This window comes from Bradyrhizobium sp. CCBAU 11386 (assembly GCF_028128955.1).
Taxonomy (GTDB): domain Bacteria; phylum Pseudomonadota; class Alphaproteobacteria; order Rhizobiales; family Xanthobacteraceae; genus Bradyrhizobium.
This window is the reverse complement of sequence record NZ_LBKA01000028.1, coordinates 1-23,776: the sequence shown is the minus strand read 5'-3', so window position 1 is coordinate 23,776 and position 23,776 is coordinate 1. Positions and strand designations below refer to the sequence as shown.

At 64.4% G+C, this 23,776-nt stretch carries 20 protein-coding genes; 10 read left to right on the top strand and 10 right to left on the bottom strand.

Annotated elements, in window-relative coordinates; genetic code table 11:
* Window positions 1-132 precede the first annotated feature (132 nt).
* Complete coding sequence (locus XI09_RS07055) at window positions 133-1,869, bottom strand: putative bifunctional diguanylate cyclase/phosphodiesterase (RefSeq protein WP_271566234.1); 1,737 nt, start codon at window positions 1,867-1,869, stop codon at window positions 133-135.
* Between the two features lie 205 nt (window positions 1,870-2,074).
* The gene (locus XI09_RS07050) at window positions 2,075-3,040 is read right to left on the bottom strand and encodes a sensor histidine kinase (RefSeq protein ID WP_271566233.1); all 966 of its coding nucleotides are present in this window, start codon (window positions 3,038-3,040) and stop codon (window positions 2,075-2,077) included.
* 179 nt (window positions 3,041-3,219) lie between these two features.
* Between XI09_RS07050 and XI09_RS07045 the strand changes: the two genes are divergently transcribed.
* Window positions 3,220-4,059 (top strand): SDR family NAD(P)-dependent oxidoreductase, encoded by an 840-nt coding sequence (locus tag XI09_RS07045; RefSeq protein WP_271566232.1) that lies wholly within the window; start codon window positions 3,220-3,222, stop codon window positions 4,057-4,059.
* A 340-nt stretch (window positions 4,060-4,399) separates the two neighbouring features.
* Here XI09_RS07045 and XI09_RS07040 read toward each other — a convergent pair whose 3' ends face one another.
* From XI09_RS07040 to sthA, 4 genes are all read right to left on the bottom strand, one after another.
* A complete protein-coding gene (locus XI09_RS07040; RefSeq protein ID WP_271566231.1) occupies window positions 4,400-5,776 on the bottom strand; it encodes a cytochrome P450 in 1,377 nt (458 codons plus the stop codon).
* 158 nt (window positions 5,777-5,934) lie between these two features.
* Window positions 5,935-7,170, bottom strand: a complete 1,236-nt coding sequence (locus XI09_RS07035) for an LLM class flavin-dependent oxidoreductase (RefSeq protein ID WP_271566230.1) — start codon at window positions 7,168-7,170, stop codon at window positions 5,935-5,937.
* Between the two features lie 156 nt (window positions 7,171-7,326).
* Window positions 7,327-8,430, bottom strand: coding sequence for an ISAs1 family transposase (locus XI09_RS07030; protein WP_271566229.1), 1,104 nt, complete (start codon window positions 8,428-8,430; stop codon window positions 7,327-7,329).
* A 330-nt stretch (window positions 8,431-8,760) separates the two neighbouring features.
* Window positions 8,761-10,152: a Si-specific NAD(P)(+) transhydrogenase gene (gene sthA, locus XI09_RS07025; protein WP_271566228.1), complete on the bottom strand. Its 1,392-nt coding sequence runs from the start codon at window positions 10,150-10,152 to the stop codon at window positions 8,761-8,763.
* Between the two features lie 158 nt (window positions 10,153-10,310).
* Between sthA and XI09_RS07020 the strand changes: the two genes are divergently transcribed.
* Both XI09_RS07020 and XI09_RS07015 read left to right on the top strand, forming a co-directional pair.
* Window positions 10,311-11,723: an MFS transporter gene (locus XI09_RS07020; protein ID WP_271566227.1), complete on the top strand. Its 1,413-nt coding sequence runs from the start codon at window positions 10,311-10,313 to the stop codon at window positions 11,721-11,723.
* A 129-nt stretch (window positions 11,724-11,852) separates the two neighbouring features.
* Window positions 11,853-13,028 (top strand): extracellular catalytic domain type 1 short-chain-length polyhydroxyalkanoate depolymerase, encoded by a 1,176-nt coding sequence (locus XI09_RS07015; protein ID WP_271566226.1) that lies wholly within the window; start codon window positions 11,853-11,855, stop codon window positions 13,026-13,028.
* Between the two features lie 207 nt (window positions 13,029-13,235).
* Here the strand turns inward: XI09_RS07015 and XI09_RS07010 are convergent, their stop codons facing one another.
* Entirely contained in the window at window positions 13,236-13,538 is a 303-nt protein-coding gene (locus XI09_RS07010; RefSeq protein WP_271566225.1) for a hypothetical protein, read from the bottom strand.
* 194 nt (window positions 13,539-13,732) lie between these two features.
* Between XI09_RS07010 and XI09_RS07005 the strand changes: the two genes are divergently transcribed.
* Window positions 13,733-14,101, top strand: a complete 369-nt coding sequence (locus XI09_RS07005) for a winged helix-turn-helix transcriptional regulator (RefSeq protein ID WP_092186187.1) — start codon at window positions 13,733-13,735, stop codon at window positions 14,099-14,101.
* A 4-nt stretch (window positions 14,102-14,105) separates the two neighbouring features.
* Here the strand turns inward: XI09_RS07005 and XI09_RS07000 are convergent, their stop codons facing one another.
* The gene (locus tag XI09_RS07000; protein ID WP_271566224.1) at window positions 14,106-14,798 is read right to left on the bottom strand and encodes an MBL fold metallo-hydrolase; all 693 of its coding nucleotides are present in this window, start codon (window positions 14,796-14,798) and stop codon (window positions 14,106-14,108) included.
* Window positions 14,799-14,970: 172 nt separating this feature from the next.
* Here XI09_RS07000 and XI09_RS06995 point away from each other — a divergent pair, with 172 nt between their 5' ends.
* Entirely contained in the window at window positions 14,971-16,572 is a 1,602-nt protein-coding gene (locus XI09_RS06995) for an alpha-amylase family glycosyl hydrolase (protein WP_271566223.1), read from the top strand.
* A 102-nt stretch (window positions 16,573-16,674) separates the two neighbouring features.
* The gene (locus tag XI09_RS06990) at window positions 16,675-17,166 is read left to right on the top strand and encodes an MmcB family DNA repair protein (protein ID WP_271566222.1); all 492 of its coding nucleotides are present in this window, start codon (window positions 16,675-16,677) and stop codon (window positions 17,164-17,166) included.
* A gap of 93 nt (window positions 17,167-17,259) precedes the next feature.
* Here XI09_RS06990 and XI09_RS06985 read toward each other — a convergent pair whose 3' ends face one another.
* Both XI09_RS06985 and XI09_RS06980 read right to left on the bottom strand, forming a co-directional pair.
* Window positions 17,260-17,814, bottom strand: a complete 555-nt coding sequence (locus XI09_RS06985; RefSeq protein ID WP_008141807.1) for an ActR/PrrA/RegA family redox response regulator transcription factor — start codon at window positions 17,812-17,814, stop codon at window positions 17,260-17,262.
* 103 nt (window positions 17,815-17,917) lie between these two features.
* Window positions 17,918-19,240 (bottom strand): ActS/PrrB/RegB family redox-sensitive histidine kinase, encoded by a 1,323-nt coding sequence (locus XI09_RS06980; protein WP_271566221.1) that lies wholly within the window; start codon window positions 19,238-19,240, stop codon window positions 17,918-17,920.
* Window positions 19,241-19,346: 106 nt separating this feature from the next.
* Here XI09_RS06980 and XI09_RS06975 point away from each other — a divergent pair, with 106 nt between their 5' ends.
* From XI09_RS06975 to XI09_RS06960, 4 genes are all read left to right on the top strand, one after another.
* Complete coding sequence (locus XI09_RS06975; RefSeq protein WP_271566220.1) at window positions 19,347-20,150, top strand: ABC transporter ATP-binding protein; 804 nt, start codon at window positions 19,347-19,349, stop codon at window positions 20,148-20,150.
* Between the two features lie 121 nt (window positions 20,151-20,271).
* Entirely contained in the window at window positions 20,272-21,090 is an 819-nt protein-coding gene (locus XI09_RS06970) for an ABC transporter permease (RefSeq protein WP_271566219.1), read from the top strand.
* Between the two features lie 121 nt (window positions 21,091-21,211).
* Entirely contained in the window at window positions 21,212-22,540 is a 1,329-nt protein-coding gene (locus XI09_RS06965; protein WP_271566218.1) for a polyhydroxyalkanoate depolymerase, read from the top strand.
* A gap of 258 nt (window positions 22,541-22,798) precedes the next feature.
* Window positions 22,799-23,638: a M48 family metallopeptidase gene (locus XI09_RS06960; protein ID WP_271566217.1), complete on the top strand. Its 840-nt coding sequence runs from the start codon at window positions 22,799-22,801 to the stop codon at window positions 23,636-23,638.
* Window positions 23,639-23,776 lie beyond the last annotated feature (138 nt).

The window sequence follows — 23,776 nt, the reverse complement described above, 5'->3', positions numbered from 1 at the left end:
GATGCCGACAACATGCAATCCAGGACCCATTACCCGAGGGAGGAGTTTGGCGACGACTCGTTGTTGCCAGCTCGTGCCACAACATCTCCCTGGGGTAATGGGTCCTGGCTTTCGCCAGGACGACACCGAGGGCTACCGCCGATAGCCGCTCGCCCGCGAATAGCCCTGCCGGTTCTGCTGTAGCGGGCGGCTGGCCACGCTGGCGCGGGACTCGCTGGAGACGGGTGTTGCGAGCTTCAGCTCCTCCAGGAAGATCGGCCGCGCGAAATAATAGCCCTGCGCGTAGCGGATCTTGGTTGCGGCCTGGAGGTAGGCGAGCTCCTCGTAGGATTCGAGGCCCTCGGCGATCACGGTCATGCCGAGCGCTTCGCTCAAGGATTCGATCGCGCGCAGGATGCCCTGGCTGCGCGGCCGCTTATGGATGTCGGTGATGAAGGTGCGGTCGATCTTGATCTCGTCGGCGGTGATATCGGCGAGCGCCGAGAGCGAGGAATAGCCGGTGCCGAAATCATCGATCGAGATGCCGACGCCGAGCTTGCGGAACATCGGCAGGATTTCCGACTGGAAATGGCTTTTGGCGACGAAGGCCTCTTCCGTCAGCTCGATCATGAAGCGCTGGGGAAAGCCGGTGTCGTCCAGCGCCTGCGCGAAGCTGCGCATGAACTCGGGATTGCCGGCCTGTCTGGCGGCGACGTTGATGCTGATGGAGGCTTCCGCGCCGAACGTGTCGTTGATCAGGTCGACCGACTTGACGATCTCGGCGAGCACGAGATGGGTCAGCTCGTCGATCAGTCCGAGCTCGCCGGCGAGGTTGATGAACGAGCCCGGCGCCTGGATCACGCCTTCGTCGTCGCGCAGCCGCACCAGGGCCTCGATGCCCTTCACGGCCTGCGTGCGGATGTCGACCTTGGACTGGAACGCGCAGCAGAAGCGCTTTTCGAGGATGGCGAGCCGCAGCGACTGCTCGATCTTGGTCCGCGCCAGCGCCTCGCGCTCCATGCTGGCGTCGAAGAAGGCGGCCGATCCCTTGCCGTCATTCTTGATGCGGTACATCGCGATGTCGGCGTTCTGACGCAGCGTCTCGAAGCTGCTTCCGTGGTCGGGATAGAGGCTGATGCCGACCGAGGTCGAGGCGAAGACCTCCGAATGGTCGATGAAGAACGGCGCGGTCAGCCGCTCCAGCGTCGCCTGCATGAATTCGGCGACTTCCTCCTGGCTCTGGATCGGAGACAGCAGCAGCAGGAATTCGTCGCCGGAGATGCGCGACAGCATGTCGGAATCGCGCAGGTCGCGCCCGAGCCGCTTCGCCAGCTCGACCAGCAGCGCGTCGCCGACGGCGTGGCCGTAATAGTCGTTGATGTGCTTGAAATTGTCGACGTCGAGAAAGGCGAGCGCGAAGCGCTCGCCGCCGTGATTGCGCGCGAGCAGGTTGTTGGCGCGGTGTTCGATCACGCGCCGCGATGGCAATCCGGTCAGCTCGTCGAAATAGGCCGAGCGGAATAGCTGGTCCTCGAAATTCTTCTGCTCGGTGATGTCGGAGGACGCCGAGATCAGGAGCTCGCGTCCGGCGAGGCGAACCGGACGATGGGTCGTGAGCAGCACTTGGCGCGCCGCGCCGTCGTGCAGGGCTTCCTCGGTGACGACCGCCTGGCCGGCGCTCAGCGCCTTCCGGCAGGCTTCCCGGCGCGGCGTCAGATCGGGCGAGGGACGGCTGCCGTCTATTCCAAGCTGTGCCGCTGCGGCATCGTTAACGAGCAGAAGCTCGCCATGGGCGTCCTGCACGGTCAGGCCGGCCGGCAGCATTCTAACGATTTCCTTGAGAAATCCGAGTTCGGCTTCGCTCGCGCCGGAATATCTGTTGTCGTTCATAGAAGTCATGAATCTTGTTGTTTCAGCGCGCCTTTGCAATGGGCGCGATCTTGCGTGGTTCCCTCTTAAGTTTGGTTAAGGGGTCCGGAGAAATACGGTGGTGTCTTGCGGCGATGCGGCACGCGCGCCGATCGTCATTAACAGAGGGTCAATGCGCCCAGCGAAACCGCGAGCGGGGCGCGCGAGTCTGCTTTCGCTTTGGCGGCTATTCGCTTCGCGGGATGCGGCATTGCATGATGCAATGCAGCCCGGTCTTCAGATACGAGATCTCGGTCCTGCCATCGAACGCCGAAAGTGCCGATTTCAGCAGCTGGGTACCGAAGCCAGGCTCGGACACCTTGTCCACGGTCGGCCCCTCGGTCTCGTCCCAGGTGATGGTCAGGCGATCGTCGGCGACGGTCCACGACACCTGCAGCAGACCGCGCGGCGCGGAGAATGCGCCGTATTTGCCCGCATTGGTGGCGAGCTCGTGAAACATCAATGACAGCGTGACCGCGAGCTTCGGCGGCAGGAACAGCCGGTCGCCGTTGAGGGTGAAGCGGACGTGGCCGTACGGGCCGAGCTCCGAGATCAGGAGATCGCGGATGTCGCAGCCGGCCCTGTCGATCCGCGAGATCAGATCGTCGGTTGCGGCCAGCGATCGCAGCCGCGGATCGACCCGGGCCCAGACCTGCGGCTGGTCATGCAGCACCTGGTGAATCACGGCGTGCACTGTCGAGAGCTTGTTCTTCAGCCGGTGCTGGAGCTCGTCGACCAGCAGCTTGCGATAGTCTTCTTCCTCGATCAGGCGCTTGGAGATCCGGCGCTGCTCCGCCAGCATGGTGCGATAGTGCTCGACCCCCCAGATGGTCAGCGCGCTGACGGCCCAGTAGAGCGCCAGCAGGGCAAAACGCGCGTGATCGGCAATCGCATCGCTGAAATTCACGACGACGCCGAGCACGCCGCCGACGATCGCCGTCACGACGCCGATCCGGAAGCCTCCGAACGCGGCGGCAAAAAACACGGCCGGAAAGTACGGGGTGAAGTAGACGTCGGGTCGCACCTGCGCGAGGCCCCAGCGCGCCAGCGTCGCAACCAGCAGGCAGGCCACCGCAAAGGCAATGCTCAAGCCGAGCGACGGCGGTGCCGCGCCCTGCCAGCCCTTGCGGAATTCGTCGATCAGCTTCTCCATGCGCTGCCCGGTTGCGATGTGCGTTCGTTGCGAATGTTACGCATCTCGCCAGCGCAAGCAAAGCTTGCCATGTCGGGAGCCGGCAGGAATAGTGACCGTCGCGGCGCTGTCCGTCGCGGCGCCGTCGTCGATCGGTATCCGCCGTTTGGCGTCAAGAGGTTCGAAAACAGGGACATTCCATGGGCAGGCTGGACGGAAAGGTCGCGGTGATCACGGGTGCGACGAGCGGGATCGGATTACGGACCGCTGAAGTCTTCGTTGCCGAAGGTGCCAAAATTGTGATCGCGGGACGGCGCATACCGGAAGGCGAGGCGCTGGCGAAGCAGCTCGGGGCGACTTGCGTCTTCCGCCAGACCGATGTGACGGTCGAAGCGCAGATGCAGGCGCTGATCGCGCTCGCGGTGGACAAATTCGGCCGCATCGACTGCCTGTTCAACAATGCCGGCGGGCCGGCGCAGACCGGCGGCATCGAAGGCCTCGAGGTCGAGCGCTTCGACGCGGCGATGGCGACGCTGGTGCGCAGCGTCATGCTCGGCATGAAGCACGCCGCGCCCTACATGAAGAAACAGGGGTCCGGCAGCATCATCAACAATGGCAGCATCGCTGGCCGGCTCGCCGGCTTCTCCTCGTCGGTGGTTTACGGCGCGGCCAAGGCGGCGGTGATCCATCTCACCAAATGCGTGGCGATGGAGCTCGGCGAATCCAACGTCCGCGTCAACTCGATCTCACCCGGCGCGATCGCGACCGGCATTTTCGGCAAGGCGCTGGGGCTGCCGACCGATGCCGCGGAGAAGACGCCGGCGGTCATGCGCGAGGTCTACAAGACCGCGCAGCCGATTCCGCGTGCCGGCATCCCGGACGACATCGCCCAGGCCGCCGTGTTCCTGGCCAGCGACGAATCCAGCTTCATCAACGGCCATGACCTCGTCATCGACGGCGCCATCACCGGCGGCCGCAACTGGAGCCAGCAGCAGCAGGGGTATGTGGCCTTGCGCAAGGCGTTCGATCAGGGGGCGTAGGCGGCCGTTTTGTTACACTCGTCATGCGCGGGCTTGACCCGCGCATCCATCAAGAAAGTTTGTGAAGAGGATGGATTGCGGGGTCAAGCCCGGCAATGACGAGATTCGTAGGGTGGGCAAAGCGAAGCGTGCCCACCAATGCGTCTTCCGCAAGATATGGTGGGCACGGCGCTCCGCGCCTTTGCCCACCCTACGATACCCAGTTGGTTCTCGTGCCCCGGACGCAGCGCAGCGCTCCTTCAGGGTGCGCTGCAGAGCCGGGGCCCATCTCTCCGAACCGAGCGCGCTTCAAGATTCTGGGTCCCGGCTCGCGCTTCGCGCGTCCGGGACACGAGAAATATCACACCGCCTTCATTCGCACCCGCAAGCCATCCCGCGGCTTCGGGATCGGCCACATCTGCCAGTCCGGCTTGTAGCCCGGCTCCAGCGACACTTCGATGTTCTGGAGGAAGTGCCGCGCGAAGCATTTGGCCTGCATATAGGCGAAGTGCAGGCCGAGGCACATATGCGCGCCGCCGCCGAACGGCACAAAGGCGAAGCGGTGGCGGTTGCGCTGGGCCTCCTCGGTGAAGCGCAGCGGATCGAAGCGGTCCGGCTCCGGCCAGATGTCCTTCATGTGATGCGTATAGAGCGGATTGACGCCGACCGCGGTGCCGGCGGGAATCCTGAACCCCTTGAAGGTGAAGTCGCGCATCGCGCGGCGCGGCATCGACGGCACCGGCGGCTTGATCCGCAGCGCTTCCTTGAACGCCATTTCGGATAGCGGCATCTTCTCGAGATCGTCGAAGCTGCTTGGCGCGCCCGGGGCAAGACCGAGCGCGAGAACCTCCGCGCGCAGCCTGTCCTGCCAGTCCGGATTGGCGGCGAGCTCGCCGATGAAGGAGGTCAGCGACGAGGTCAGCGTGTCGTGCGCCGCCATCATCAAAAAGCTCATGTGGTCGATGATGTCCTGCTCGGACAGCAGGGCACCGTCCTCATGGGTGGCGCGGCAGAGCTGCGAGAACAGATCATCGCCGCCGTGATTGCCGCGGCGGAGCGGAATCTGCTGCCGGAAATAGGCGACGATGCGCTTGCGGCCCGCGACACCGCGCGCCATCTGCGTGCCGGGCAGGGGACGGCGGATCGGTGCGACGGCGGCCGCGACCATGTCGACGAAGGCGCGGTTGATCTCGTCGACCTCCGGCCCGATGTCGGCGCCGAGGAAGGACGCGGCGGCGAGATCGAGCGTGAGCTGCTTCATCGCCGGATAAAGCTGCATCTCGCCGGGCTTGGCCTTCCACTGCGCGACGCGCGCGGAGATGCCGCGGTCGAGATCGCCGAGATAGGATTTCATCGGTCCGGACTTGAACGCGACCGAGAGCGCCTTGCGATGCAGCCGGTGCTCGTCGAAATCGAGCAGCATCAATCCGCGCGGAAACAGCAGGCCGAGCACCTTGTTCCAGCCGTGCGTCGACGAGAAAAGTTTTTGCTGGTCGAACATCACGAGCTCGTTCGCTTCGGGTCCGAGCAGCACGACATTGGTCTCGCCGAAAACATGGGTGCGGTAGACCGGGCCGTATTTGGCGCCGTTCGCCTCGATATGCCCCTTGGGGTCGGCCAGCACCTGGAAGGTCTTGCCGATGATCGGCCAGCCCTCGTCACCGGGGATGTGCGTCAGCTCGTTGCGCCTGGGCGCGGTGAAGCCGAGCGCGGGGGCGGCCACATTCTGCATCGACATGACGATTGCTCCGGTTGGCTGACCGGATCAGCATAGCACATCCGGGTGCGATGACGCTGCGATCGTTTTGCGCACAAAATCGTCACACGCTCTCCGTGAGTCGTCCCGGCCTAGTGCGCAATTGCGCAACTAGGCCGGGACGACGTGTGGAGTGACGGCTACCGCTTCGCCGCTTCCTTCTGCAAATCCGGGGCGTTGACGGTGGGAATGGCGACGCGGCCGGGGCCGGTGACCTTCAGCGCTTCGGCGGCCTTCTCGTTCTCCATGATCTTGGCCATCACGGCCTGGCCCGCGCGTTCGAAGATCGCGCGATTCTCGATCACGAATTTTTGCGACTTGCGGAGACCATCGACATAGCCGTTGATCTCCGGCACCACATAGCGCGCGACCAGGTCCCAGCTCCGGCGCGTGTTCTCCGGGTTGGCCCAGTCGTGCACGAAGCCGATCACGGCGCCGACGCCGCCAGAGACCTGCATCACGTTCTTGATCATTTTCACGAGGTCGTCGGGCGTGCCGATGACAGAGGCGGCGCCTTCGACGAAGGCGGTCTTGTCCACGGCCTCGTCGGGCGAGGCGAACGCGGTGAGGCCCGGCCGCTGCAACGTGCCGACATTATATTCGTTGTGCCAGCGCATCAGCCCGGCGCCGGCCTCGCGGCGGGCCTGCTCGCGGGTCTCCGCGACATGCCAGGTCAGGAGCACGCGCCAATCGGCGCGGTTGACCTTGGTGCCGTGCTTCTTCGCGGCGTCCTCGGCGAACTGCCATTGCTGCTGCAGCGACATCAGCCCCTGTGTCGTCATCGAGCCCAGCGAGATGATGCCGATGCCGTATTTGCCGGCGAGCGTCATGCCGGAGGGCGAGATCTGCGAGGCCACCACGAACGGCATTTCTTCCTGCAAGGGCAGGAGCTGGAGCGCGGCGTCGTTCATGGTGAACCAGTCGCTCCTGGCGGTGACGCGCTCGCCGTTGAACAGGCGGCGGATCACGCCGATCGCCTCGTCCTGGCGGTCGCGCTGCGTCATCGGGTCGATGCCGAGCGTGTGCGCGTCGGAGGCGAGCGCACCAGGACCGGAGCCGAAGATGGCGCGGCCGCCGGTCATGTGATCGAGCTGCACCATGCGCTGGGCGACGTTGAAGGGGTGATGGTAGGGCAGCGACACCACGCCGGTGCCGAGCCTGATCCGCTTGGTGCGCTCGCCGGCTGCGGCCAAAAACATCTCCGGCGAGGCGATCATCTCCCAGCCGGAGGAATGATGCTCGCCGCACCAGAACTCGTCATAGCCGAGGCTGTCCAGCTGCTCGACGAGGTCGAGATCGCGCCGGAACTGGAGCATCGGATGCTCCCCGATCGGGTGATGCGGGGCAAGAAAGGCTCCGAACTTCAGGCGCGCCATGGCGTTCTCTCCGGCTGAATTTTCTGTTTGTTGAGACGGTGAGGCTAGTTGCTGGACAGAGCGAACGCAATCGCGCGATGTCCCGCGCGGCGGAATGCAGGCATGCGATGAAGTGAGGCGAGATGCCTCTTCTCCCTCTCCCCGCTTGCGGCAGGGCTATCGCATATGGCTAAGGGCTGCCATGAGGAAGGCGTTATCCCAGCCTGCGCGCTTAATTTTGCGCCGCAGGGATGCTGTATCTGGGTGAGTTCGCAGGATGTTGAGGGCGAGCCTGCGCAGAATGGCAAGGTTCTCGGGCGCATGGTCGCAGCGCGAGCGGTCGCGATCCTCGGCAAAATGGACGTCGAGCACCCAATGGAGTTGGTTCTCGATGCCCCAATGGCTGCGTGTGACGTGGAGCAGCCGCTTGGGAGCGATGTATTTGGACAGGAGATAGTGGCGCACGACAGGCGCATCGGCCGGCTTGCCTCGCAGGCGCCTGCGCGAGGTGATGCGCCCTATCGCGGCGACCCCTGGAAAGCCGTAGAGGCCTGCCAAGCTGGTATTGCGCATGATCGTGGCACGTCGCACTTCGCGTCGATCGTGGGTGGAAGGGTCGATCTGCTCAGCTGTGCTGCGCTTACCCGATCGCGCAAATTGTTGGGTCGCGGCGGTGAACAAGCGCCCGCGGTTGGCCTTGATCGCCAAAACATAGTCGCCGCCGCGCTCGCGCACCGTCGCCGCAAACGCGCGGGTACAATGCAGCGCATCGGCGGTAACGATGCAGCCTTCCAGCGACAGGAGGTCCAGCACCTCCAAAGCTCCCGACGTCTCGTTGCGACCAGATGCCTTTTGCTGAGCCAAGGCCATGCGGGCATCCACCGCGAAGACGTTGACCATGTGCAGCGGGGTGGCCTTGCCGCCGCGTTCGTAGGCCCCGCGCAGGGCCTTGCCGTCAACCGCTACCACCCCAGTCAGCTTGATGCGGTTGGCCTTGGCAAAGGCCGCCATGAAGCGACGAAATGCGCGCTCAAAGGGTTGCGGTCTGAGAAGGCGGAACACCCGACTGAATGTATCATGGCTCGGGATGCCGTGCTCCAGGCGCAGAAAGAGCCGCAGCAGTTCCTCCTTCGACTGCCCGAAGTCCGCCATGTCCGAGCACGACTCCGCCCCGCACAGCATCGCCGCCAGTGCGATGAACAGCACTTCCAACAGATCATGCCTGGCATTGTCCGCACGCGGGTCCGGCAACCACCGAAAGGCCTTCTTGAACTCCTTCATTCGACCCCCTCCATAATCCAGGAGTCGTCTTCAGAATCTGTCTTGCCTTACAATGCAATAGCTAGCCAAAACCCATATGCGATTCCCCTGCCGCTTGCGGGGAGAGGGAGGGGTGAGGGGGAGTCTCCGCGGGGACGGAGGTCGTTGGGTTTTTCGAGATGGCCCCACGCCGTCATTGCGAGCGCAGCGAAGCAATCCAGAGTCGTTCCGCGGAGGGATTCTGGATTGCTTCGCTACGCTCGCAATGACGTGTCGAGAGGGGGCGTTCCAGTGGGCAGACGACTCGCGGAGGGTCCCCCTCACCCGCAAGCGGGGAGAGGCGAGGGACAATCACCTCGTCATCCTGTTCCATGCATCGAGACCGGCGATCTTGTATGCCTCCGCCAGCGTCGGATAGTTGAACGTGTTCTGGATGAAATAGTCGATGCCGCCCTTGAGGTTGAGCACGGCCTGGCCGATATGGATCAGCTCGGTCGCGCCTTCGCCGAGGATGTGCACGCCGAGCAGGCGGCGGGTCTTGGTGGAGAAGATCATCTTCATCATGCCGCTGTTCAGCCCCATGATGTGGCCGCGCGAGGTCTCGCGGAAGCGGGCGATGCCGACCTCGTAGGGAATGCCGCGCGTGCGCACCTCTTCTTCGGTGAGGCCGGCGGTCGAGATCTCCGGCACCGAATAGATGCCGTAGGGAAAGAATTCCGGCGGCGCCAACGGCTCCATGCCGAGCGCGTGGCAGGCCGCGACGCGGCCCTGCTCCATCGAGGTCGAGGCCAGGCTCGGGAAGCCGATGACGTCGCCGGCCGCGTAGATGTGCGGCACGCTGGTCTGCAACGTGACAGGATCGACCGTGATGCGCCCGCGATGGTCAACCGCGATGCCGGCGGCCTCGAGGTTGAGGCGGTCGGTGGCGCCGACCCGGCCGGCGGCGAACAGCAGCATTTCCGTGGTGACGTGCCGCCCGTCCGACAGATGCGTGACGATATTGCCCTGCGCATTCTTCTCGATCGAATTGACCTTGGCGCCGAGCCGCAGCGCGACATTGCGGTCGCGCAGCTCGTGCATGAACTCGTCGATCAATTCCTTGTCGATGAAGTCGAGGAAGGTCGGCCGCGGCTCGATCAGGGTCACGGGCACGTCGAGCGCGCTGAAGATGGTGGCGTATTCGACGCCGATCACGCCGGCGCCGATCACGGCCAGGCTGCGCGGCAGCTTTGGCAGCTCGATGATCTCGTCGCTGTCGAGCACGGTGGTGCCGTCGAACGGCACGTAGTCGGGCCGGAACGGGCGCGTGCCGCAGGCGATCAGGATGAAGGCGGCCGACACCACCTTGACCTCGCCGATCGCGCTCGTGATCTCGACCTGATGCGGCGCGACGAAGCGCGCCTCGCCATTGGCGGTGCGCACCAGGTTGCGGCTGAACTGATGCTCGAGAACCTCGACCTCATGATCGAGGGTTTTCTGCAGCCGGGTCATCAGGTCGCTGGCCGCGATGTCCTGCTTCACCCGGTAGGAGCGGCCGTAGAAGCCGCGCTCGCGCCAGCCGGACAGATTGAGCACGGTCTCGCGCAGGGTTTTGGAGGGAATGGTGCCGGTGTGGACGGAGACGCCGCCGACCCGCCGGCCCTTCTCCACCACCAGCACGGCCTTGCCGAGCTTGGCGCATTGCACCGCGGCCCGGCGCCCTGACGGGCCCGAGCCGATCACCACCATGTCGTAATCGTACATCGGAAGGCTTCCGAACCCTGCGGGACCAGCGGGAACCGACATGCAGCAATCGGGCCAAAGCGGCAAGAAGGCGGCAAGTCCTACCTCGGAGGTAATCGCGCGGATGACGCCGATCTGAGAGCATTGCGCGAAATAAATTCCGGAAGGGCCGCGCGCCGATGCATCAAACCGTCACAAGGCAGATCGCTTCGTCGCGCCGCTGGTGGGTGCTCGCCATCGTCGTCGCCGCCCAGTTCATGTTCGGCGTCGACGCCTTTGTGGTCAACGTCGCCATTCCGACCATCGCCGTCGATCTGCACGCAACGCCGGCGCAGATCGAATCCGTCATCGCGATCTATCTGATCGCCTATGCCACGCTGGTCGTCACCGGCGGCCGCCTCGGCGACATCCACGGCACGAAGAACGTGTTCCTGGCCGGCGTGCTCGGCTTCACCCTGACCTCGCTGTGGTGCGGGCTGGCGCTGTCAGGCGCGGAGCTGATCATCGCGCGGCTGGCGCAGGGCGCCACCGCCGCGCTGATGGTGCCGCAGGTGCTGGCGACGCTGCATCTGTTGTTCACCGACGAACAGCGCAACCGCGCCTTTGCCGTCTACGGCATCGTGCTCGGGCTTGCGGGCGCGGCGGGCTTCCTGCTCGGCGGCCTTCTCGTCACGCTCGATCTCGCCGGCACCGGATGGCGTTCGGTGTTCTTCGTCAACGTGCCCTGTGGCCTCGTCATCGCGGTTGCCGCCTGGCGCATCATGCCGTCGGTGCCGCGCCGGGCCGGTACAAAGCTCGATATCAAGGGCAGTGTGGTGCTGTTCGCAGGATTGTTGTGCCTGATCGGTCCGCTGCTGTTCGGCCACGATGTCGGCTGGGCGTCGTGGCTGTGGGCGGTGATGGCGACCGGCGGTGTGATCCTTGTGGTGTTCCTGAAGCTCGAGCACGCGGTCGGGCGCGCCGGCGGCATGCCGCTGATTGATCTGACGCTGCTGGCGGATGCGGCGTTCCTGCGCGGTCTCGGTGCCGCGTTCTTTTTCTTCCTTGCCAATCTCTCGTTCTATCTCGTCATGACGCTGTTCATGCAGCGCGGCCTGAAGATCCCGCCGCTCGAAGCCGGCATGGCCTTCGTTCCGCTCGCGCTCGCCTTCGTCGTGGCCTCGCGTCACAGCGGCGCGCGGACACGCCATCGCGGCACCAAGGTGTTGATCGAGGGCTGCGCGCTTCAGATCGCCGGCCTCGCCGCGCTTGCGCTGGTCGCAGTCTATGTCGACGCGCCGACGCCGACCGGGCTTGCGCTCACCATGATCATCTTCGGCTACGGTCAGGGCCTGGTGATGGCGCCGCTGTCCGGCGCGGTGCTCTCGACCGTGAAGCCCGTCGCCGCAGGCTCGGCCTCCGGCATGTACGGCACCATTGCGCAGATCGGAAATGCGGCCGGAGTGGCCGCAATCGGCGCATTGTTCTTCGCGCTCGAAGCTCTGCAATCACCGCGCGCAGGATTTCTCGTCTCGCTCGCGCTGTTTGTGACATTAATTATGGTCTGCGCCGCATTTCTGGCGTGGATGCGCCGCGCATCTGCACGAAGTTGAGGCATTGCGGTTAATGCGTGCGGATTCTCCGTGAATTTCTGGTAATTGACAGCACACACACTTTTCATTTTGCGATGCAGCAACTATCTGGTTTGGCTGAACGTTGAAAGTCGCCTGCCAGGAGTTGCCGTGTCCCTCGCCAGAAATGTCGATCTCTTGAGACGTCTGCCAAAGGTGGACGGTCTGCGCTTTGCCGACTTCGGCCGCAGCGCGGATGCGTCCAGTCCGTTGGCGGAAGTCACGGACTTCGGCGACAATCCCGGCAATCTTCGCATGTTCGCATTCGCGCCGGCGCAGATGCAGATGCCGCGCGCGCTCGTCGTGGTGCTGCATGGCTGCGGACAGACCGCAGCTGCTTACGATCTCGGCGCGGGCTGGTCGACGCTCGCACGGCACTACGGCTTCGCGCTGCTGATGCCCGAGCAGCAGCGTGTCAACAACGGCAACACCTGCTTCAACTGGTTCAATCCGGAAGACACTGCGCGCGACAGCGGCGAGGCGCGCTCGATCCGCGAGATGATCGCGCATATGGTCAAGACGCACCGCATCGATCCCAGGCGCGTCTTCATCACCGGCCTCTCCGCCGGCGGTGGCATGACGTCGGCGATGCTCGCGACCTATCCGGACGTCTTCGCGGCCGGCGCGGTGATCGCAGGCCTGCCCTATGGCATCGCCTCGAATTTGCGCGAAGCGCTGGACGGCATGTTCCATTCGCCGGCGCGTCCCGCGCGCGAGCTCGGCGATCTCGTGCGCAACGCTTCCGATTATCGCGGCCCCTGGCCGAAGATGTCGGTGTGGCACGGCAGTGCCGACCGCACCGTCAATCCCGGCAACGCCAACGAGATCGTCAAGCAGTGGCTCGATCTGCACGACCTGCCTGACGTGCCGATGGCCGAGACCAATGTCGACGGCTATCCCCGCCAGGCCTGGTGGAACAAGGACGGCGAGACGCTGGTCGAGTCCTACGCCATCACCGACATGGCGCATGGCACGCCGCTCGGCCTTGCCGACAACGACCAGCGCTATGGCGTCGAAGGCGCGTTCCTGATCGAGGCCGGCATCTCCTCGTCCTACCACATCGCAAAGTTCTTCGGCCTGACCGGCTGGATTCCGGACGCGGCGAAGAAGAAGGCGGAGGCAAAGCCTGCAACGCCGAAGCCGGCGCTGACTCCCGCGCCGCATCTGGCCCGCTCGATCCGCGCCGCGGTCGCCGAACCGGCCGAGCCGAAGCGCGAGGAAGCCCGCGGCTTCGACCTCGGCCAGATCATCACGCGCGCGCTGACCGCCGCGGGGTTGATGAAGTAAGCCCCAGTTCGTCGTCCCGGACAAGCGCGCCTCAAGCGCGCGCCGATCCGGCAACCCATAGCCACCGGGCAAAGTCAGGCGCGAAGGCGTAACTCCGAGTCCCCGTATCCACATCTCCCTGTGGTTATGGGTCCCGGATCTGCGCTTACGCTTGTCCGGGACGACTGCGGAATTTGTGGCGACGCCGTCGCGTCACTCCTGCAAAGGCTACGCCGTCTGATCGATCCACTCGATCGGCGTCACCGTCACCTCGCCGCCGGCGACCTTTCGCGTCATCTCCTGATAGGCCTTGAAGAAGTCGCGCGATTGCAGCGTCTTTTGCGCGGCATCATCGGTGACGCTGGCGAGGTGGAAATAGCTGCCATCGTCGCGGTTCTTGAGGACACGATAGCCGATCCGTCCCTTGAGTTCCGGATCGCCGTCGATCGCCTTGATGAAACGGCTGATCTCCTGGTGCCAGGCCTCCGTGGTGCCGTTCCTGAATTCGTATCGGATCATGAAGTGCTTCATGTGACGCTCCCTGTTCGTCATGTGCATCATCATCTGCGCCTTGCGCGCGATCCTGCAAGTATGGACAAAATTGATAGTATGGACTTTTTCGCCGTGGCTCCTATCCTCAGCCAGAGCGTTTTCAAGCGAAGTGGATACCGGTTCGCGTAAAGAAAACGCGTCAAAACAAGAATCCTGCGCATGGAGGAGACGACATGGCAAAGGCAATTCCGGCGCGCACCTGCCCGGTCGCGGCCTTTCAGAAGATGATCAGCGGCAAGTACAAGCTGCGCATCGTCTGGGACCTCAAGGACGGCCCGCGCCGCTATGGCGAGATCAGGAGCGGCCTGTTGCGCGGCACGGAAGGCAGCGCGGAGATCACCCCGCGCGTGCTCAGCCGCGAATTGAAGGCGCTGACGCAAAGCGGCCTGATCGACCGCAAGGATTTCGGCGAGGTGCCGCCGAAGGTCGAGTATCGCCTGACCCGCAAGGGCAAGAGTTTCGTGCCTGTCGTCGCCGCGATCCGCGACTGGGGCGAACGTAACCTGAGCGAACCCGCAGCCCTCGCAGACGCGGCGGAATAGGCGCTCACATCTCGCCGGTGATGAACGGATTGGTCATCCGCTCCTGGCCGATGCTCGAGCCGGCGCCATGGCCGCAGATGAAGCCGACATCGTCGCCGAGCGGCAGCAGCTTGGTCAGAATCGAGTTGATCAGCGTCGCGTGACTGCCGCCGGGCAGATCGGTGCGGCCGACGGAGCCTGCGAACAGCACGTCGCCGACATGGGCAAAACGTAATTCCTTGTTGAAGAACACCACGCTGCCGGGCGAATGGCCGGGGCAGTGCAGAATGTCGAACTGCAAGCCGCCGATCGACACGCTGTCGCCCTCCTCTAACCAGCGGTCCGGCGCGAAATTGCGCACGCCGGTCATGCCGAAGCGCGCGCCGCTCTCCACCACGTTGTCGAGCAGGAATTTGTCGGCGGCATGCGGTCCCTCGATCGGCACCTTCAGCGCATCGCGTAACTCTGCGGCGCCGCCGACATGGTCGATATGGCCGTGGGTCAGCCAGATCTTCTCCACGGTGACGCCGGTCTGCTTGATCGCGTCCAGGATCTTCGGCACGTCGCCGCCGGGATCGATCACCACGGCCTTCTTGCCGGGCTCGTCCCAGATGATGGTGCAGTTCTGCTCGAACAGCGTCACGGGGACGATGATCGCGCCGGCCTTGGCCTGCGAGGATTTTTGCGGGGACTCTTGGGTGTCATTTTGCTCGGTCATGGCGCCACAATGCCGATTTTTGCCATGCCGCCAAGCAAAAGATTCGTGGCCCAGGCCCGGAACAGCCGCCTCGGCCGTCACACGGCCGTCCCAATTCGCCTGCTGGTTTGAACCGGGGGCGTTGCTTCCGCGTTCTCTCGCGCGAGGCAGATATTCGGGTGGGTTCTCCGACATGACACAGGGCGACGGGAATTGGTGGCGCGACGGCATCTTCTATCAGGTCTATCCGCGCTCGTTTCAGGACAGCGACGGTGACGGCGTCGGCGATCTCGCCGGCATCTTGCGGCGGCTGCCTTACGTGAAGTCGCTCGGCGTCGACGCGATCTGGCTGTCGCCGATCTTCTCTTCGCCGATGGCCGATTTCGGCTACGACATCTCCGACTATACCGGCATCGATCCGCTGTTCGGCACGATGGCGGATTTCGATGCGCTGCTCACTGCCGCGCACGAGCATGGCCTCAAGCTGATCCTCGACCTCGTGCCCAACCACACCTCCGACCAGCATCCCTGGTTTGTCGAGAGCCGGTCCTCGCGCGACAATCCCAGGCGTGACTGGTACGTCTGGCGCGATCCGGCACCCGATGGCGGCGTGCCGAACAACTGGCTGTCCGAGTTCGGCGGCAGCGCGTGGCAGTTCGACGAGACGACGGGTCAATATTACTACCACGCCTTCCTCGCCCAGCAGCCGGACCTCAACTGGCGCAACCCGGACGTCCGCGCCGCGATCTACGACGTGATGCGGTTCTGGCTTGAGAAGGGCGTCGACGGCTTTCGCGTCGACGTGATCTGGCACCTGATCAAGGACGCCGGGTTTCGCGATAATCCGCCGAACCCGCATTATGTCGAGGGCCGGCCGGCGCACGAAAAGATCATGACGCAATATTCCACCGACCAGCCGGAGGTGCATGACGTCATCGCCGAGATGCGGCGCGTCACCGATGCGTATCGTGCCCGCGTGCTGATCGGCGAGATCTATCTGCCGCTGCACCGACTGATGGCCTATTACGGCAACGACCTCACCGGCGCGCAGATGCCGTTCAACTTCGCGCTGCTCTCGACCTTCTGGAGCGCGCGCTCGATCGAGAAGATCATCGACGACTACGAGAAGGCGCTGCCGAAAGGCGCCTGGCCGAACTGGGTGCTCGGCAATCACGACCGTCCGCGCGTGGCAAGCCGCGTCGGGCCGGAGCAGGCCCGCGTCGCCGCCATGCTGCTGCTGACATTGCGCGGCACGCCGACGCTCTATTACGGCGACGAGATCGGCATGCATCAGCTCGCGATCGCGCCCGAGGACGTGCGCGACCCCTTCGAGAAGAACGTGCCCGGCATCGGCGTCGGCCGCGACGGCTGCCGCACGCCGATGCAGTGGGATTCCTCGAACTTCGCCGGCTTCTCGGACGTCCGGCCGTGGCTGCCGCTGCCCGAGGATCATATCCACGAGAACGTCGTCAATCTCGAAGCCGACACGCGCTCGATCCTCAGCCTGTACAAGCGGCTCATCGTGCTGCGAAAGAGCAGCCCGCCCCTGGTGGCGGGCAACTATCATCCGATCGCGGCGCAGGGCGATCTCTTGATCTACCGCCGCGAGGCCGAGGGCAGGGCGGTGATCGTGGCGCTCAATCTCGGTCCCGACCCGATCGCCGTCACCACCAGCACGATCCGCTTCGGCAGCGAGATCCTGCTGTCGACGTTTCTGGATCGTGAGGGCGAGCGGCTGGAAGGAGTACTGGATCTGCGCGGCAATGAGGGCGTGATAGTCGCGCCGCCATCCTAGCTGTCGTCCCGGACTAGGCCGGGACGACGGCGGAGAATGGGGCCGCAGTTCACTTCCATCGAATGATGTGTGCACACCAACGGAATCGGCTAAACTCCTCCCATGGACAGCAGCGCCCGCAACATCGCCCTCGTGCCGCCGCCGGACCGCCGCCAGTCGGAGACGGCGCTGGCGATCGCGCGCGGCACGGCGCGGCTGCTGCGCTCGCTTGGTTTCTCCTGCATCAGCGAATTGCCGCTGCCCTCGGGCCGGCGCGCCGATCTGGTGGCGCTGAACGAGCGCGGCGAGATCTGGATCGTCGAGATCAAGTCGTCGGTGGAGGATCTGCGCGCCGATCAGAAATGGCACGAGTACCGCGTCCATTGCGACCGGCTGTTCTTCGCCTTCACGCAGGACCTGCCGTGCGAGATCTTTCCGCAAGACACCGGCCTGATCATCGCCGACGCCTACGGCGCGCATCTGCATTGCGAGGCGCCCGAGCACAAGATCGCGGCCGCCACGCGCAAGCAGATGACGGTGCGCTTTGCGATGGCGGCGGCGCTGCGGATCAACCGTCTGGTCGATCCGCAGGGGCACGAAGATTTCTGGGAATGAATGCGTAGGGTGGGTTAGCGTAGCGTAACCCACCACTTCTGCCGCACGAGAAAAGGTGGATTACGCCTTCGGCTAATCCACCCTACGAAACCGTTACCTTGGCGCGCGCTTGGCCAAAATGCGTTGCAACGTGCGGCGGTGCATGTTCAGCCGCCGCGCCGTTTCCGAGACGTTGCGGTTGCACATCTCGTAGATGCGCTGGATGTGTTCCCAGCGGACGCGGTCGGCGGACATCGGGTTGGTCGGCAGCTCGGATTTCTCTGCGCTGGTCGACAGCAGCGCGGCGACGACGTCGTCGGCATCCGCGGGCTTGGAGAGATAATCGATCGCGCCCATCTTCACCGCTGTCACCGCGGTGGCGATGTTGCCATAGCCGGTGAGCACGATTGCGCGTGCATCCGGGCGCTTCTTCTTCAGCGCCGAGACCACGTCGAGGCCGTTGCCGTCGCCGAGTCGCAAGTCGACCACCGCGAAGGCCGGCGCCGCCTTGCCGATCTGCGCAAGACCGTCCGAGACGGTGTCACAGGACGTCACCGCAAACCCGCGGGTCTCCATGGCGCGCGACAGCCGCTCCAGAAACGGCTTGTCGTCCTCCACGATGAGAAGCGAGCGGTCGGTCTGTTCGTTCAGTTCCGCGATGGCGTTCAAGGTGTGGTCCTCTCTCCTGCGCGTCCACATATGGCCTCGCAACCGGCCGGCGCCAAGGCCGCCGATAGTCGATCGGGCCGTCTGTGCGACGCAAGGTCGCGGCCTATCCTATTGTTTCTTCAAGCGTCTCGATAGCCTCAAAACGCTGTCGCGGCCACGTGATCTGGACCACCGCTCCGTGTTCCGGGAAGATCCGGTTGGTAAACGAGACCTTGGCGCCGGTGCGTTCGAGCAGGGTACGCGCGATGAACACGCCCAATCCGAGCCCGCGCCGTTCGCCGCCGGAATCATCCTGGGTGCGCCGCCGCGACAGATAGGGCTCGCCGATCCGGTTGAGGATATCGGGCGGAATGCCGGGGCCGTCGTCGGAGATCAGGAGCTCGATCGTGTCCTTATTCCACCACGCGTTCACCTCGACGGTGGTGCGGGCGAAATCGACCGCGTTCTCGACGATGTTGCCGACGCCGTAGAGGATCGCCGGGTTGCGCGAGCCGACCGGCTCGGCGAAGGCGGCCACCGCGATCCGCACCTTGATGTCGACGCCGAAATCGCGGTGCGGGGCCACCACCTCCTCGATCAGCTCCGACAGCTTCATGCGGTCGAACGGCGCACCGGTGGAGGAGAGCTGGGTGATCTTGCTGAGGATGTCGCGGCAACGCTGGGTCTGCTCGCGCAGGGTTTTCAGATCGGCGGCAAAGCCCGGGTCCTTCACCGTCTTTTCCAGCTCGCGCGAGATCAGGAAGATCGTCGCAAGCGGCGTGCCGAGCTCGTGCGCGGCCGCGGCGGCGAGGCCGTCGAGCTGGGTCAGATGCTGCTCGCGCGTCAGCACCAGCTCGGTCGCGGCCAGCGCATCCGCAAGCTTGCGCGCCTCCTCGGTCACCTGGAACGAGTAGAGGCTGGTGACCCCGATCGCGAGCACGATCGAGAGCCAGACGCCGACGAGATAGATCGGCGGCAGCACCAGCGGATCGTCGGAATCCCAGGGCAGTGGCAGATGGAAGAAGAACAGGACCGAGGCGCAGGCGACCGCCAGCACGCCAAGCCCGAAGGTGAAGCGGGCCGGCAGCGCGGTCGCCGAGATCAGCACCGGCGCGAGGAACAGGAACGAGAACGGGTTCTGGAGCCCGCCGGTGAAGAACAAGAGGCCGGCCAGCTCCACGATGTTCAGCGCGAGCAGTCCGGCCGCCTGCATCGGCTCCAGCCGCTGCAGCGGATTGGAGACGGTCTGGAGCGCCAGATTGAGCGCGGCCGACAGGGCGATGATGCTGACGCAGGGGACGATCTCGACGTTGAACTCCAGCCCCTGCGCCACGATGAAGATCGCGGCGAGCTGGCCCAGCACCGCGAGCCAGCGCAGCCGCAGGATGGTGTCCAGGCGGATATGCCGCTGCGCGGGACGAAAGTCGGAAGCGGCAATTTCGGTCATGTCGGCCAATGTGGCGGTGCCTTCTGGTCACAAACGCGCGGCTGGTGGAACCGCCCGGATTACAAGCCTTGCGCTGTCAGCTGCAATAGCAGAAGAACGGCCCAGCATGACCGGGAACGACAAAGCTTCAAGTCCGCCGACTGTCGCGGAGCGCAGCTCCTCTGCGGCAATTGCGGTCGATCACCTCGTCAAGTTCTACAAGCAGACCCGCGCCGTCGACGACATCTCGTTTTCGCTGCCGGGCGGCAGCATCACCGGGCTGCTGGGCGGTAACGGCGCCGGCAAGACCACGACCATCGCGATGATCATGGGCCTGGTGCTGCCGACCTCCGGACGCGTGCAGGTGCTCGGTCACAGGATGCCCGAGGAGAGCGCTTCCGTGCTGGGCCGGATGAATTTCGAGAGCCCCTATGTCGACATGCCCATGCGGCTCACGGTGCGTCAGAACCTCACCATCTTCGGCAAGCTCTATGCGGTGAAGAATCTCGCCGACCGCATCGCCAGGCTCGCCGACGATCTCGACCTCACCGATTTCATCGACCGCGCCAACGGCAAGCTCTCCGCCGGCCAGAAGACCCGCGTCGCGCTGGCGAAAGCGCTGATCAACCAACCCGAGCTGCTGCTCCTGGACGAGCCGACCGCCTCGCTCGACCCTGACACCGCCGACTGGGTGCGAGGCCATCTGGAGCGCTATCGCAAGGAGAACAACGCCACCATCCTCCTGGCCTCGCACAACATGCTCGAGGTCGAGCGTCTGTGCGACCGCGTCATCATCATGAAGCGCGGCCGCATCGAGGACGACGACACGCCCGAGGCCATCATGGCCCGCTACAACCGCACCACGCTGGAGGAGGTGTTTCTGGACGTCGCCCGCGGCCGGGTGAACGGAGCTCAGGAGGCGGCGGGATGAGCGAGTTTGTGTGTTTGGGCCGTAGCCGTCGTCGTAGCCCGGGTGAGCGAAGCGATACCCGGGAACGCCATCAGCAAAGTCCCGGATGTCGCTTCGCTCATCCGGGCTACGGGAGGGCGCCATGACCGAGCTTTCCCTTCACCGCGGCATCTCCATGCAGCGCATCGGCGCGATGATCCTGCGCTATTGGTACCTGTTGATGTCGTCCTGGCCGCGGCTGCTCGAGCTGCTCTACTGGCCGGCGCTCCAGGTCATCACCTGGGGCTTCCTCCAGCTCTACATCGCGCAAAACGCCAATTTCTTCGCGCGCGCCGGCGGCACGCTGATCGGCGCCGTCATCCTCTGGGACATCCTGTTCCGCGGCCAGCTCGGCTTCTCCATCTCCTTCCTGGAGGAGATGTGGGCGCGCAACCTCGGCAACCTCATGATGAGCCCCTTGAGGCCGATCGAGTTTCTGCTGTCGCTGATGATCATGAGCCTGATCCGGCTCGCGATCGGCGTGATCCCGATGACGCTGCTCGCGCTGTTCCTGTTTCACTTCAACGTCTACAGCCTCGGCCTGCCGCTGATCGCGTTCTTCTGCAATCTGATTTTCACCAGCTGGTCGGTCGGCATCTTCGTCTCGGGGCTCGTGCTGCGAAACGGCCTTGGCGCCGAGAGCATCGTCTGGACCTTGATGTTCGCGATCATGCCGCTCGCCTGCATCTACTATCCCGTCAGCGTGCTGCCGGCCTGGCTGCAAGTCGTCGCCTGGGCGCTGCCGCCGACCTATGTGTTCGAGGGGATGCGTGCACTGCTGATCGAGAACACCTTCCGCACCGACCTGATGCTGGAGGCGCTGGCCATCAATGCGGGCCTCCTGGTTGCATCTTTTGGGGCATTCCTTGCCCTTTTGCGCAGCGCCAGGAAGAACGGCTCGCTGCTGTCGGGCGGCGAATAGGTTCACTTTCCCGTGGATTCAGGCTGATTTAACCGCCTCCGCTACGTAGATGTACGGAACCATGCATTGACGCAATATTGCGCATTCGGCAGTATGCTGCGATGCGAAGAGGGATATAGCGATGCCTATTGGTGAGTTTGGCGGCGCGCCGCCCCTGGCTGCAGAAGGCAGTCCGGTTCTGACGACGCCGATGTACTGGATGTACGAGATGGCGCACGCCTCTCTCAATCCGGCACGTGCGGTCACCGATGCGACCAGGCTCCTGTTTCAGAATCCCCTCAATCCCTGGGCGCGCACCGAGGTCGGCAAGTCGGTCGCCGCGGCCTGCGAATTGTTCGAGCGCACCACGCGCCGCTACGGCAAGCCGGAATGGGGCCTCAACGACACCGAGGTCAACGGCATCCGCGTCCCCGTCGAGATCCGTTCGGTCTGGGAAAAGCCGTTCTGCCGGCTGCTCTACTTCGATCGCAAGTTCACCCGTCCGCTGCGCAGCCCGCAGCCGCGCGTGCTGATCGTTGCCCCGATGTCCGGCCACTATGCGACGCTGCTGCGCGGCACGGTCGAGGCGTTCCTGCCCGCGCATGAGGTCTACATCACCGACTGGGCCGATGCCCGCATGGTGCCCTTGAGCGACGGCCGCTTCGATCTCGACGACTACATCGACTACGTCATCGAGATGCTGCACGTCCTCGGCGGCAACACCCATGTCATGGCGGTGTGCCAGCCCTCGGTGCCCGTCGTCGCCGCCGTCTCGATCATGGAAGCGCAGCGCGATCCGTTCGTGCCGACCTCGATGACGCTGATGGGCGGCCCGATCGACACCCGCCGCAATCCGACCGGCGTGAACGACCTCGCCCAGGAGCGCGGCATCGACTGGTTCCGCAACCACGTCATCACCAAGGTGCCGTTCCCGCACCCGGGCATGATGCGCGACGTCTATCCGGGATTCCTGCAGCTCAACGGCTTCATCAGCATGAATCTCGACCGCCACATGGATGCCCACAAGCAGCTCTTCGCCAATCTGGTGAAGGGCGACGGCGATCTCGTCGACAAGCATCGCGACTTCTACGACGAATATCTCGCGGTGATGGACCTCTCCGCCGAGTATTACCTGCAAACCGTCGACACCGTGTTCGTGAAGCACTCGCTGCCGAAGGGCGAGATGACCCATCGCGGAACCCGTGTCGATCCCTCCAAGGTCAGGCGCGTGGCGTTGATGACGGTCGAAGGCCAGAACGACGACATCTCCGGCCTCGGTCAGACCGAAGCAACGCACGCATTGTGCAGCTCGATCCCCGATCATCGCCGCGTTCATTACGTCCAGAAGGGCGTCGGACATTACGGCGTGTTCAACGGCTCACGTTTCAAGTCGGAAATCGTGCCGCGGATTCACGACTTCATGGTCTCCGCAGCGAATCCGAGCTCGTTGCAGGCGCTCGCAGCCGAGTAGAGCGTTTTCGAGCGACGTGGGGACCGGTTCGCGCAAAGAAAACGCGTATTTCGGCTTTCCCGTCGAAAATTCGGGTGCTGCCGGAGGTCCCGGCAGGGCCTGTTCCCGTCCAGATTCGCGGTATTTAGGTAGCTTTATAGGAGTGAGTCCTCCCTCACCCCTTGGGGGTGCCGCATGCATTCAGCGGGGGCGAAAAAAGCGGGTTCCAACCCCAGTCTGTAGGGTCTCCCGGACGCCAGACCCCTGTATATTGGGCAAATGATTTGTTTTTGCGCCGAGCGCTTTCCCTGGCGGCGGTTATGGCAGAATCCGGGCGAACTCCTGCTCCCCGGACTGACAGACATGGCCACTCGCGCACTCCTCTATCGGCGGCCCCACGAACCGAAGACCCTCGTCATCACCCATGGATCGCAGTTTTTTGCGATTCGGCTGCGTCGGCACAGACGCGCGCGCCGCTACACGCTCAGAATTCATCCGAGCGATCGCGAAGCCATCCTCACCATGCCGCCGCGCGGCACGCTCGCCGAAGCCAAGGACTTCGCGCAGCGTCACGGTGCATGGATAGCGGCGCGTCTCGGGCGTTTGCCGAAGGCCGCGCCGTTCCAGCCTGGCACAGTGATACCGCTCCGCGGTGTTCCCCATCGCATCGTTCATCGCGCCGGTGCGCGCGGCACGGTGTGGACTGAGGTGCGCGACAGCGGTGAACGCATTCTCTGCGTCGCCGGCGGGGTCGAACATGCCGACCGCCGCGTCCATGACTTCCTCAAGCGCGAGGCGCGCCACGATCTTCAGCGTTCGGCCGAAGCCTATGCCGCCGAGCTCGGCGTCAGGGTCAAGCGCCTGTCGATCCGCGACCAGTCCAGCCGCTGGGGTTCCTGCACCTCGGCGGGCTCGCTGTCGTTCTCCTGGCGCCTGATCCTCGCGCCGCCCTACGTGCTCGACTATCTCGCCGCGCATGAGGTCGCCCATCTCGTCGAGATGAACCACTCGACGCGGTTCTGGCGCATCTGCGGCAAAGTCTGCCCCTCGATGGAGCGCGCCAAGAAGTGGCTCGACACGTACGGGAATGACCTGCACCGGTACGGGGTCGAGGATTAGGGTGGGCTGCTAACCAAACACCCGGTGTCGTCCCGGCCTAGTGCGCAATTGCGCACGGGGGCCGGGACCCATAGCCACAGGGAGAGGTTTGGCGAAGGCCAGTTGTTCGGTACTCCTACCTTCTGCATCGATAGATAA

Excerpts from the sequence above, each read along its gene's own strand:
- XI09_RS07005 (WP_092186187.1), top strand. The coding sequence starts at position 13,733 with ATGGCAAAGGCAATTCCGGCGCGCACCTGCCCGGTCGCGGCCTTTCAG.
- XI09_RS06970 (WP_271566219.1), top strand. The coding sequence starts at position 20,272 with ATGACCGAGCTTTCCCTTCACCGCGGCATCTCCATGCAGCGCATCGGC.
- XI09_RS07000 (WP_271566224.1), bottom strand. The coding sequence starts at position 14,798 with ATGACCGAGCAAAATGACACCCAAGAGTCCCCGCAAAAATCCTCGCAG.
- XI09_RS06965 (WP_271566218.1), top strand. The coding sequence starts at position 21,212 with ATGCCTATTGGTGAGTTTGGCGGCGCGCCGCCCCTGGCTGCAGAAGGC.
- sthA (WP_271566228.1), bottom strand. The coding sequence starts at position 10,152 with ATGTACGATTACGACATGGTGGTGATCGGCTCGGGCCCGTCAGGGCGC.
- XI09_RS06990 (WP_271566222.1), top strand. The coding sequence starts at position 16,675 with ATGGACAGCAGCGCCCGCAACATCGCCCTCGTGCCGCCGCCGGACCGC.
- XI09_RS07030 (WP_271566229.1), bottom strand. The coding sequence starts at position 8,430 with ATGAAGGAGTTCAAGAAGGCCTTTCGGTGGTTGCCGGACCCGCGTGCG.
- XI09_RS07050 (WP_271566233.1), bottom strand. The coding sequence starts at position 3,040 with ATGGAGAAGCTGATCGACGAATTCCGCAAGGGCTGGCAGGGCGCGGCA.
- XI09_RS07055 (WP_271566234.1), bottom strand. The coding sequence starts at position 1,869 with ATGAACGACAACAGATATTCCGGCGCGAGCGAAGCCGAACTCGGATTT.
- XI09_RS07010 (WP_271566225.1), bottom strand. The coding sequence starts at position 13,538 with ATGAAGCACTTCATGATCCGATACGAATTCAGGAACGGCACCACGGAG.
- XI09_RS06960 (WP_271566217.1), top strand. The coding sequence starts at position 22,799 with ATGATTTGTTTTTGCGCCGAGCGCTTTCCCTGGCGGCGGTTATGGCAG.
- XI09_RS06980 (WP_271566221.1), bottom strand. The coding sequence starts at position 19,240 with ATGACCGAAATTGCCGCTTCCGACTTTCGTCCCGCGCAGCGGCATATC.
- XI09_RS07020 (WP_271566227.1), top strand. The coding sequence starts at position 10,311 with ATGCATCAAACCGTCACAAGGCAGATCGCTTCGTCGCGCCGCTGGTGG.
- XI09_RS07035 (WP_271566230.1), bottom strand. The coding sequence starts at position 7,170 with ATGGCGCGCCTGAAGTTCGGAGCCTTTCTTGCCCCGCATCACCCGATC.
- XI09_RS07045 (WP_271566232.1), top strand. The coding sequence starts at position 3,220 with ATGGGCAGGCTGGACGGAAAGGTCGCGGTGATCACGGGTGCGACGAGC.
- XI09_RS06995 (WP_271566223.1), top strand. The coding sequence starts at position 14,971 with ATGACACAGGGCGACGGGAATTGGTGGCGCGACGGCATCTTCTATCAG.
- XI09_RS07040 (WP_271566231.1), bottom strand. The coding sequence starts at position 5,776 with ATGTCGATGCAGAATGTGGCCGCCCCCGCGCTCGGCTTCACCGCGCCC.
- XI09_RS06975 (WP_271566220.1), top strand. The coding sequence starts at position 19,347 with ATGACCGGGAACGACAAAGCTTCAAGTCCGCCGACTGTCGCGGAGCGC.